This is a genomic window from Streptomyces lienomycini (assembly GCF_027947595.1).
Classification (GTDB): Bacteria; Actinomycetota; Actinomycetes; order Streptomycetales; family Streptomycetaceae; genus Streptomyces; species Streptomyces lienomycini.
In genome coordinates, this window is record NZ_CP116257.1 from 5,626,644 (window position 1) to 5,637,500 (window position 10,857).

Sequence of the window (10,857 nt, forward strand, 5' to 3'; positions counted from 1 at the left end):
GCTACCGCGTACCGCTGGGGTACGGTCGGTCCCGATGGCGACGACTGAGGAGTGCCGTGCCGCACTCGACGAGCTCTCGGACAACATGCGCGGCGCCGAAGGGGACGCGAGGTCGGCCACGGAGCTGGACCGCTCGGTGAGCTGCCACATCACCGACCTGGACGTCACCTTCGCCGGGCGCATGGCGGGCGGCCGCATCGACGTGCGCGAGACCCTCCAGGGGCCGCCGCGCGAGAAGGCCGAGATCAGGCTGGCGATGACCGGGGACGACCTGGTGGCCCTGGTGGCGGGCGAGCTGGACTTCGCCCGGGCCTGGGCCTCGGGCCGGGTGAAGCTGGAGGCGGGCCTGCGCGACCTGTTCCGGCTCAGGAAACTCCTGTAGCGGCCGCCTTCTCCCGCCGGGTGCGCCCCTTGCGGGCGGCCGGCACCACCAGCGGCGTGCCCGTCTCCGGGTCGTCGATGACCTGGCAGCGCAGCCCGAAGACCCGCTCGACCAGGTCGGCGGTGACGACGTCCTTCGGAGCGCCCTCGGCGATGACCTCCCCGTCGCGCAGGGCGATGAGGTGGGTGGCGTAGCGGGCCGCGTGGTTGAGGTCGTGCAGGACGGCCACGAGGGTCCGGCCCTGCTCCTCGTGGAGTTCCGCGCACAGGTCGAGGACGTCGATCTGGTGCTGGATGTCCAGGTAGGTCGTCGGCTCGTCGAGCAGCAGCAGCGGGGTCTGCTGGGCGAGCGCCATGGCGATCCACACCCGTTGCCGCTGGCCGCCGGAGAGTTCGTCGACGTAGCGGTCGGCCAGCTCGGAGATGCCGGTCTGCGCCATCGACTCCTGGACGACCCGCTCGTCCTCGGTCGACCACTGGCGCAGGATGCCCTGGTGCGGGTAGCGGCCGCGGCCGACGAGGTCGCCGACGGTGATGCCGTCGGGCGCGATGGACGACTGCGGCAGCAGGCCGAGGGTCCGCGCCACCTTCTTGGCCGGCATCGACTGGATGACCGAACCGTCCAGCAGCACCCGGCCGTCGCTCGGCTTGAGCATCCGCGACAGGGCCCGCAGCAGGGTGGACTTGCCGCACGCGTTCGGGCCGACGATCACCGTGAAGGAGTTGTCGGGTATCTCCACCGACAGCTTCTCCGCGATGACCCGCTGGTCGTAGGCGAGGGTGACGTTCTCGGCGGTCAGACGGTTCACGTTGCTCCTTCGGTTCTCGCTCCTTCGGTTCCCGGACCCGCCGCGGGTGTCGGCGCCGGCGCTCATATCCGGCCCGCCTTGCGCTCGGTGACCAGCAGCCACAGCAGGTAGACGCCGCCCAGTACGCCGGTGACCACGCCCACGGGCAGCTGGTCGGCGCCGAAGGCGCGCTGCGAGATCCAGTCGGCGCCGACCAGGAGGGCGGCGCCCATGCACAGCGACGGCACCAGGTTGGGGCCGGGCGAGCGGGTCAGGCGCCGGGCGAGCTGCGGCGCGGTGAGCGCGACGAAGCCGACCGGTCCGGCGGCGGCGGTCGCGGCGGCGGTGAGCAGTACGGCGGCCACCATCAGCAGCGCCCGTACGCGCTCGACGCGCACACCGAGCGCGTACGAGATGTCGTCGCCCATCTCCAGCATCCGCAGCGCCCGCCCGTTGGTGAGGACGAGCGGGACCAGCACGGCGCACAGCCCGAGCAGGGGCCAGACCTGGTCCCAGTCACGGCCGTTGAGGGAGCCGGTCATCCAGACGACGGCGCGGGAGGCGTCGACGATGTCGGCCCGGGTCATGAGGTAGCCGTTGACCGCGGTGACCATCGCGGCCACACCGATACCGACCAGGACCAGCCGGTATCCGTGCACGCCCCGCTTCCAGGCGAGCAGGTAGATGGCGAAGCCGGTCGCCAGGCCGCCCACCAGCGCACCGACGGTGACCTGGGCCGAGCTGCCGGAGAAGAGGACGATCATGATGAGGGCACCGGCCGTCGCACCCTGCCCGAGGCCGAGGACGTCCGGACTGCCGAGGGGGTTGCGCGAGATCGCCTGGAACAGCGCGCCGCCCAGTCCGAGCGAGGCGCCGACCAGCAGTCCGACCAGGACCCGCGGCAGGCGCAGTTCGTTGACGATGAACTCCTGGCCGGCGTCGCCCCGGCCGACCAGGGTCTTCAGTACGTCGGCGGCCGGTATCTCGAAGTCGCCGGTGCCGATCAGCAGCACGCTCGCGGCGAGCGCGAGCGCCAGCAGCAGCGCGACGACGACCACGGTCCGGACGTCGAGGCGGAGGGAGAGCCAGCCCGCGCTGCGCACGGTCCGGCTGCCCTTCACGGTGCGCACGGTCTTTCCGCTCTTCACAGCTGGGCCGTCCTCCGCCGTCGTACGAGAAAGATGAAGACCGGCCCGCCGAGGACGGCGGTGACGATGCCGACCTGGAGTTCCGCGGGCCGGGCCAGGATCCGGCCGAGGACGTCCGCGCCGAGCAGCAGCACGGGCGACAGGATCGCCGCGTACGGGAGGATCCAGCGCATGTCGGGGCCGGTGAAGGAGCGGACGACGTGCGGGACCATCAGCCCGACGAACACGATCGGCCCGCAGGCGGCCGTCGCGGCCCCGCAGAGCACGGTCGCGGCGAGCATGGCCAGCGCCCGGGTGCGGTTGAGGTTGGCGCCGAGGGCCCTGGCGGTGTCGTCGCCCATCTCCATGGCGTTGAGCGGCCGGGCGAGCGCGAGGGCGAGAACCGTGCCCGTGACGAAGAAGGGCAGTACTTCCCTGACGGTCCCGTTCGTCGCCGAGGCGAGCGAACCGACCGTCCAGAAGCGCATCCGGCCCAGCGCCGCGTCGTCCATGATCATCACGGCCTGGAGGTAGCCGAAGAGCGCGGCGCTGATCGCGGTGCCGGCCAGCACCAGCCGTACCGGCGTGGCCCCCCGGCTGCCGCCCAGGAACCAGACCAGCGCCCCGACCCCGGCCGCACCGGCGAAGGCGAACCAGACGTAGCCGGTGAGCGAGGTGACGCCGAAGAAGGTGATGCCCGTGACGACGGCCGCCGAGGCGCCCGCGTTGATGCCGAGCAGCCCGGGATCGGCGAGCGGGTTGCGGGTCAGCGCCTGCAGGACGGCTCCGGCGAGACCGAGCGCGGCGCCGGCCAGCAGGCCGAGCACGGTCCGCGACAGCCGGTCGCCGACCACGACGTCGCCGTAGGTGCCCGAGTCGTGGAAGAGGCCGTGCCAGACCTGCGTCAGCGACAGGTCCTTCGCGCCGATCGCGATGCTCGCCAACGCGATGAACGCCAGGACCGCCAAGGAGACGGGCAGCCCGGCGGCGCGCAGGACCCGGCGCTTGGAGGGCGGCGCGGCAAGGGTCTCCGCGCGCTGTTCGGGGGGACTGTCGACCAACACGTGGTTAGGCTAGCCTACCCTGCCAAGCGATCACGATCCCGAGGACGCCGCCCGCCCCTCCCGCGGACGGACGCCTTCCCCGTACGCCGCCTCACCACCCCAGTCGCGCCAGCGCCTTCCCGGAGTCCAGGGCACACGCCTGCTCTCCGCCCGCCGTCCAGGCCGCCGCGCACAGCGCCCGCAGCCCGTCGAGCGCCGCGCCGTCGCCTTCCAGCTCCAGCCGCTCCTGGCCGGCCGTCGCCGTCCAGCCGCCGCAGCGGAAGCCGCCGTCCGCGTCGCCGGTGACCTCCGGCTGTCCGGTGAGCAGTCCGCGCAGGTCGGCGTCGACGTACGTCGGCCGGTGCCGCGGCGGCGCGGCCAGCAGCTGGGCGCCGTCGGTGACGCCGGTGAGGACGAGCAGCGAGTCGACCTCGCCGTTGAACGCCCCCTCGATGTCGGTGTCCAGGCGGTCGCCGACCACCAACGGCCGCCGGGCACCGGTCCGCAGGATCGTCTCCCGGTGCATCGGGGGCAGCGGCTTCCCCGCGACCTGCGGTTCGGCGCCGGTCGCGATGCGCACGACCTCCACCGCCGCTCCGTTGCCCGGGGCGATCCCCCGGGCGCCGGGGATGGTCAGGTCGGTGTTGGAGGCGTACCAGGGGACGCCGCGCGCGATGGCGTAGCAGGCCTCGGCGAAGCGCCCCCAGGGCAGCTCCGGGCCGCCGAATCCCTGTACGACGGCCGCCGGATCGTCCTCGGCCGACTCCACGGGCTCGAGACCGCGCTCACGCAGCGCCACGCGCAGCCCCTCGCCGCCGATCACCAGCACCCGCGCTCCCGGGGGGACCTGCTCGGCGATCAGCCGGGCCACCGCCTGTGCCGAGGTGATGACGTCGGCGGCGTCCGTCGCTATCCCCAGCTCCGTCAGGTGCGCGGCCACCGTGTCGGGCGTGCGGAGCGCGTTGTTGGTGACGTACGCCAGGCGCATGCCGGCGTCGCGGGCCGTGCCGAGGGACTCGACGGCGTGGGCGATCGCGTGCCCCCCGGCGTACACCACGCCGTCCAGGTCGAGCAGCGCCGTGTCGTAGGCCTCGTTCAGGCCCCGCCCACTGCCCTCGGGCCTCGTCCTGACGCTCCGGCTCATTGCGCATCGCTCCTCTTCGTCGCCTTTCCCCCGATCATCCCCCATGCCACTGACACACGTACGATGCCGGGATGAACTCTGCAGGTCACCCGGAAGCAACGGCGGGCCGGGGCCTGGAACTCACCCCGTTCCGAGGCCTCCGCTACGACCCCGACCGGGTCGGCAGCCTGGCCGCCGTGACCTCCCCTCCCTACGATGTCGTGGTCCGCCCCGACGGCCTGCTCCACCTCGAGTCCGCCGACCCGCACAACATCGTCCGCCTGATCCTCCCCCAGGCCGCCACGCCCGAGGCGCGCAACGAGCAGGCCGCCCGGACCCTGCGGCGCTGGCGGGCGGAGGGCGTCCTGACCACCGACCCCGAACCCGGTCTGTACGTCTACGAACAGCGCGACGGCGAGGGCCTGCTGCAGCGCGGCATCATCGGCGCCCTGCGCGTCTCGGACCCGTCCGAGCGGGTGGTCCTGCCGCACGAGGACGTCATGCCCCACGTCGTCGCCGACCGCGCGGCACTCATGCGGGCGACCTGGGCGAACCTGGAGCCCCTGCTCCTGACGTACCGCGGCGACGACGCCGTGACGCCGGTCACCACCGCCCTGGTGGAACGCACGGCCGAACGGCCGCCGCTGCTCGCGACGACCACGGAGGACGGCTACCGCCACCGCCTGTGGTCGGTGACCGACCCCGCCACGGTGGCCCGCGTCCGTACCGAGCTGTCCCGGCACCAGGCCCTCATCGCCGACGGCCACCACCGCTGGGCCACCTACCGCACGCTCCGCGCGGAACACCCCTCCCCCAGTCCCTGGGACCACGGACTGGTCCTGCTGGTCGACACGGCCCGCTACCCGCTCCGCGTCCGCGCCATCCACCGGCTGCTGCACGGCGTCCCGGTGCGCGAAGCCGTGGCCGCCCTGGAGGGGCGTTTCCGCGTCCGCCGTCTGGACACGCCCCTGGCCGAGTCCCTGGGCACCCTGGCGGAGGCCGCCGACGCGGGCAACGCCTTCCTGCTCGCCGGGGACGGCGCCTTCCACCTCGTCGACCGGCCGGATCCGGGCCTGCTGGCCCGCACAGTCCCCACCGACCGGCCCGAGACCTGGCGCACCCTGGACGCCACGGTCCTGCACGCCACGCTCCTCGCCCACGTCTGGCACGTCCCCGACGACTCGGCGGCCCACATCTCCTACATCCACGACACGGCGGCCACCGTGGCGAAGGCGGAACGCGACGGCGGTACGGCGGTGCTGATGCATCCGGTCCGCGAGGAGGTCGTACGCGAGCTGGCCCGACAGGGCGTCACGATGCCCCGCAAGTCGACGTCCTTCGGCCCGAAGCCGGCCTCGGGCCTGGTGCTCCGCGCGCTCGACGACTGACCGGACGACGACAGCGCGAAGGGGGCGGGCCCGGTTCCACGGGCCCGCCCCTCCTCGGTGCCGGACGTCAGTCCTTGTCGCCGTCCTCGGCGGAAGAACCCTCCACGCCGCCGTCGGACTCGGTCTCGCCCTCGCCGTCGCGCTCGTCAAGGGCGTCCACGAACTCCACGCCGTCCAGCTCGGCGAGCCGGTCGGAGGCGTCGGTGCTGCCGTCCCGGTCGGACTCCACGGCCTTCGCGAACCACTCCCGCGCCTCCTGCTCCCGGCCCGCGGCCAGCAGGGCGTCGGCGTAGGCGTACCGCAGCCGCGCGGTCCACGGCTGCACGGAGTTGGAGGCCAGCTCGGGGCTCTGCAGCGTCACGATGGCCGCGTCCAGCTGCCCCATGTCACGCCGGGCTCCGGCCGCCACGAGGCGCATCTCGACCTGACCGGCCTTGTCCAGCTTGTGCACCTCGGGGGCGCCGGCCATGTCCAGCGCCTTCTCCGGCCGGCCGAGTCCGCGCTCGCAGTCGGCCATCACCGGCCACAGCTCCACGGACCCGGTCATCCGCCGTGCGGCCCTGAACTCGGCCAGCGCCTCGCTGTACTTCTGGGTGGCGTACGCGGCGAACCCGGCGGCCTCGCGTACGGCGGCCACACGGGACGCCAGGCGCAGGGCCACCCTGGAGTAGCCGTACGCGGCCTCGGGGTCCTCGTCGAGCAGCCGGGCGACCATCACCAGGTTCCTGGCGACGTCCTCCGCGAGCGTCTTGGGCAGGCTCTGCAGTTCCTGTCGTACGTCCTTGTCGATCTCGTCGCCCGTGACCTCCTCGGGGATCGGCAGGCGCTTGATCGGCTCCCGGTCGCGCTCCCGCTCCTCACGGAAACGGCCACCGCCGCCGCTCTGCCGGTCGTCCCGCCCGCGGTAACCACCGGGCCGCCCGCCGCGGTCGTCGCGCCGGGGCCCACGTCCCCCGCGGTCGTCCCGGCCTCGGAACCCACCCCGGTCGCCGCCCCGACTGTCGTCCCGCCGTCCGAAGCCGCCGCGCTCGCCACGACTGTCGTCCCGACGGAACCCACCGCGATCGTCACGCCGGTCGTCACGCCGGAAGGGGGGACGGTCACCACCGCGATCGTCACGCCGGTCATCGCGCCGGAAGGGGGGACGCTCGCCACCGCGATCGTCACGCCGGTCATCGCGCCGGAACGGCGGACGGTCACCACCGCGATCGTCACGCCGGTCGTCACGGCGGAAGGGGGGACGCTCACCACCGCGATCGTCACGCCGGTCATCGCGGCGGAAGGGGGGACGCTCGCCTCCACGGTCGTCACGCCGGTCGTCGCGGCGGTACGAGGGACGGTCACCGCGGTCACCACGCTCGCCGCGGTCGTCACGGCGGAAGGTCGGCCGGTCACCGCGGTCACCACGGTCGTCGCGACGGAAGGAAGGACGGTCACCACCGCGGTCGTCACGACGGAAACCGCGGTCGCCGCCACGATCGCGGTCGTCCCGACGCGGTCCACGGTCACGATCGTCGCGACGTCCGTAACCGCCACCGCGGTTGTCCTCGCGACGGTCGTCCCGACGGAAACCATCACGTTGCCCACCGCGGTCGTCGCGGCGGTACGAGGGACGGTCGCCGCGGTCACCACGCTCGCCGCGGTCGTCACGGCGGAAGGTCGGCCGGTCACCGCGGTCACCACGGTCGTCGCGACGGAAGGAAGGACGGTCACCGCCACGGTCGTCACGACGGAAACCGCGGTCGCCGCCACGATCGCGGTCGTCCCGACGCGGCCCACGGTCACGATCATCCCGGCGGAAGCCGCCACGCTGCCCGCCGCGGTCATCGCCCCGACGGTCGTCACGCCGGTCGTCTCGGCGGAAGCCCCCACGGTCACGGTCACGGTCGTTGTCGCGACGGAAACCGCCTCGGTCCCCGCGCTGACCGCCACGGTCACCGCGGTCACCACTGTCCCGTCGCCGCTGGTCGCGCTCCGGTCGGTCGTCGGGAGAGTTGGTGGACATCGGTGACTCCTGTCTTCGGTACCGCAAGTCATTCTCGCAGCCGGGTACCCGGTGCGGCCTGGAAAAACGAAAGGACCCCTGGTCCCCAGCTGAACGCTGGGGACCAGGGGTCCTTTCCAAAGATTGTTCGGCGGCGTCCTACTCTCCCACAGGGTCCCCCCTGCAGTACCATCGGCGCTGTAAGGCTTAGCTTCCGGGTTCGAAATGTAACCGGGCGTTTCCCCTACGCTATGACCACCGAAACCCTAATGGTTTCGAGCGAACAAGCACACTCTTCAATTGTTCTGTTCAGCTCGAAAGCCGGCAACGGTCGTTGCCTCAGAACTAACACAGTGGACGCGAGCAACTGAGGACAAGCCCTCGGCCTATTAGTACCGGTCACCTCCACACCTCACGGTGCTTCCAGATCCGGCCTATCAACCCAGTCGTCTACTGGGAGCCTTAACCCCTCAAGGGGGTGGGAGTCCTCATCTCGAAGCAGGCTTCCCGCTTAGATGCTTTCAGCGGTTATCCCTCCCGAACGTAGCCAACCAGCCATGCCCTTGGCAGGACAACTGGCACACCAGAGGTTCGTCCGTCCCGGTCCTCTCGTACTAGGGACAGCCCTTCTCAAGACTCCTACGCGCACAGCGGATAGGGACCGAACTGTCTCACGACGTTCTAAACCCAGCTCGCGTACCGCTTTAATGGGCGAACAGCCCAACCCTTGGGACCGACTCCAGCCCCAGGATGCGACGAGCCGACATCGAGGTGCCAAACCATCCCGTCGATATGGACTCTTGGGGAAGATCAGCCTGTTATCCCCGGGGTACCTTTTATCCGTTGAGCGACGGCGCTTCCACAAGCCACCGCCGGATCACTAGTCCCGACTTTCGTCCCTGCTCGACCCGTCGGTCTCACAGTCAAGCTCCCTTGTGCACTTACACTCAACACCTGATTGCCAACCAGGCTGAGGGAACCTTTGGGCGCCTCCGTTACTCTTTAGGAGGCAACCGCCCCAGTTAAACTACCCATCAGACACTGTCCCTGATCCGGATCACGGACCCAGGTTAGACATCCAGCACGACCAGACTGGTATTTCAACGACGACTCCACCCACACTGGCGTGCGAGCTTCAAAGTCTCCCAGCTATCCTACACAAGCCGAACCGAACACCAATATCAAACTGTAGTAAAGGTCCCGGGGTCTTTCCGTCCTGCTGCGCGAAACGAGCATCTTTACTCGTAGTGCAATTTCACCGGGCCTATGGTTGAGACAGTCGAGAAGTCGTTACGCCATTCGTGCAGGTCGGAACTTACCCGACAAGGAATTTCGCTACCTTAGGATGGTTATAGTTACCACCGCCGTTTACTGGCGCTTAAGTTCTCAGCTTCGCCACACCGAAATGTGACTAACCGGTCCCCTTAACGTTCCAGCACCGGGCAGGCGTCAGTCCGTATACATCGCCTTACGGCTTCGCACGGACCTGTGTTTTTAGTAAACAGTCGCTTCTCGCTGGTCTCTGCGGCCACCCCCAGCTCAGAGTGTAAAACTCGTCACCAGGTGTGGCCCCCCTTCTCCCGAAGTTACGGGGGCATTTTGCCGAGTTCCTTAACCATAGTTCACCCGAACGCCTCGGTATTCTCTACCTGACCACCTGAGTCGGTTTAGGGTACGGGCCGCCATGAAACTCGCTAGAGGCTTTTCTCGACAGCATAGGATCATCCACTTCACCACAATCGGCTCGGCATCAGGTCTCAGCCACATGTACGACGGATTTACCTATCGCACGGCCTACACCCTTACCCCGGGACAACCACCGCCCGGGATGGACTACCTTCCTGCGTCACCCCATCACTCACCTACTAACCGCTTGGTTCGGCGGCTCCACCACTCCCCTCAACTCCGAAGAGATCAGGGCGGCTTCACGGCCTTAGCATCACGATGCTCGATGTTTGACGCTTCACAGCGGGTACCGGAATATCAACCGGTTATCCATCGACTACGCCTGTCGGCCTCGCCTTAGGTCCCGACTTACCCTGGGCAGATCAGCTTGACCCAGGAACCCTTAGTCAATCGGCGCAAACGTTTCTCACGTTTGTATCGCTACTCATGCCTGCATTCTCACTCGTGAACCGTCCACAACTCGCTTCCGCGGCTGCTTCACCCGGCACACGACGCTCCCCTACCCATCACAGCCGGCGTTGGCCGTATTGCTGCAATGACACGACTTCGGCGGTACGCTTGAGCCCCGCTACATTGTCGGCGCGGAATCACTAGACCAGTGAGCTATTACGCACTCTTTCAAGGGTGGCTGCTTCTAAGCCAACCTCCTGGTTGTCTGTGCGACTCCACATCCTTTCCCACTTAGCGTACGCTTAGGGGCCTTAGTCGATGCTCTGGGCTGTTTCCCTCTCGACCATGGAGCTTATCCCCCACAGTCTCACTGCCGCGCTCTCACTTACCGGCATTCGGAGTTTGGCTAAGGTCAGTAACCCGGTAGGGCCCATCGCCTATCCAGTGCTCTACCTCCGGCAAGAAACACACGACGCTGCACCTAAATGCATTTCGGGGAGAACCAGCTATCACGGAGTTTGATTGGCCTTTCACCCCTAACCACAGGTCATCCCCCAGGTTTTCAACCCTGGTGGGTTCGGTCCTCCACGACCTCTTACAGCCGCTTCAACCTGCCCATGGCTAGATCACTCCGCTTCGGGTCTTGAGCGTGCTACTGAAACGCCCTGTTCGGACTCGCTTTCGCTACGGCTTCCCCACCCGGGTTAACCTCGCAACACACCGCAAACTCGCAGGCTCATTCTTCAAAAGGCACGCAGTCACGAGATACGTGCAAGCACGTATCCGACGCTCCCACGGCTTGTAGGCACACGGTTTCAGGTACTATTTCACTCCGCTCCCGCGGTACTTTTCACCATTCCCTCACGGTACTATCCGCTATCGGTCACCAGGGAATATTTAGGCTTAGCGGGTGGTCCCGCCAGATTCACACGGGATTTCTCGGGCCC

Annotated in this window: 8 protein-coding genes and 2 rRNA genes (1 of these 10 cut by a window edge); 2 read left to right on the top strand and 8 right to left on the bottom strand. The window is 68.9% G+C overall.

Features of this window, described 5'->3' with window-relative positions; genetic code table 11:
* Positions 1-34: 34 nt before the first annotated feature.
* Entirely contained in the window at positions 35-382 is a 348-nt protein-coding gene (locus BJ961_RS25640) for an SCP2 sterol-binding domain-containing protein (protein ID WP_271415151.1), read from the top strand.
* Here BJ961_RS25640 and BJ961_RS25645 read toward each other — a convergent pair.
* From BJ961_RS25645 to BJ961_RS25660, 4 genes are all read right to left on the bottom strand, one after another.
* Positions 366-1,256: an ABC transporter ATP-binding protein gene (locus BJ961_RS25645; protein ID WP_271415152.1), complete on the bottom strand. Its 891-nt coding sequence runs from the start codon at positions 1,254-1,256 to the stop codon at positions 366-368. The two genes, BJ961_RS25640 and BJ961_RS25645, sit on opposite strands and share 17 nt — an antisense overlap.
* A complete protein-coding gene (locus tag BJ961_RS25650; protein ID WP_271415153.1) occupies positions 1,253-2,317 on the bottom strand; it encodes a FecCD family ABC transporter permease in 1,065 nt (354 codons plus the stop codon). Before BJ961_RS25650 ends, BJ961_RS25645 begins: the two co-directional genes overlap by 4 nt.
* A complete protein-coding gene (locus BJ961_RS25655) occupies positions 2,314-3,360 on the bottom strand; it encodes a FecCD family ABC transporter permease (protein WP_271415154.1) in 1,047 nt (348 codons plus the stop codon). The genes BJ961_RS25650 and BJ961_RS25655 overlap by 4 nt, the downstream gene beginning before the upstream one ends.
* 91 nt (positions 3,361-3,451) lie before the next feature.
* Complete coding sequence (locus tag BJ961_RS25660; RefSeq protein ID WP_271415155.1) at positions 3,452-4,483, bottom strand: HAD hydrolase-like protein; 1,032 nt, start codon at positions 4,481-4,483, stop codon at positions 3,452-3,454.
* Positions 4,484-4,554: 71 nt separating this feature from the next.
* On the opposite strand from BJ961_RS25660, the gene BJ961_RS25665 reads away from it, so the two are divergent.
* Positions 4,555-5,850 (top strand): DUF1015 domain-containing protein, encoded by a 1,296-nt coding sequence (locus BJ961_RS25665; RefSeq protein ID WP_271415156.1) that lies wholly within the window; start codon positions 4,555-4,557, stop codon positions 5,848-5,850.
* A gap of 67 nt (positions 5,851-5,917) precedes the next feature.
* Here the strand turns inward: BJ961_RS25665 and BJ961_RS25670 are convergent, their stop codons facing one another.
* The 4 genes from BJ961_RS25670 to BJ961_RS25685 form a co-directional block, all read right to left on the bottom strand.
* On the bottom strand, positions 5,918-6,673 hold the full coding sequence (locus BJ961_RS25670; protein WP_271417165.1) for a tetratricopeptide repeat protein: 756 nt from the start codon (positions 6,671-6,673) through the stop codon (positions 5,918-5,920).
* Complete coding sequence (locus tag BJ961_RS25675) at positions 6,565-7,788, bottom strand: hypothetical protein (RefSeq protein WP_271417166.1); 1,224 nt, start codon at positions 7,786-7,788, stop codon at positions 6,565-6,567. The genes BJ961_RS25670 and BJ961_RS25675 overlap by 109 nt, the downstream gene beginning before the upstream one ends.
* Positions 7,789-7,980: 192 nt before the next feature.
* Positions 7,981-8,097, bottom strand: a 5S ribosomal RNA gene (gene rrf / locus BJ961_RS25680).
* A gap of 106 nt (positions 8,098-8,203) precedes the next feature.
* Positions 8,204-10,857: ribosomal RNA gene (locus BJ961_RS25685) — 23S ribosomal RNA — on the bottom strand; it runs 467 nt beyond the window's last position.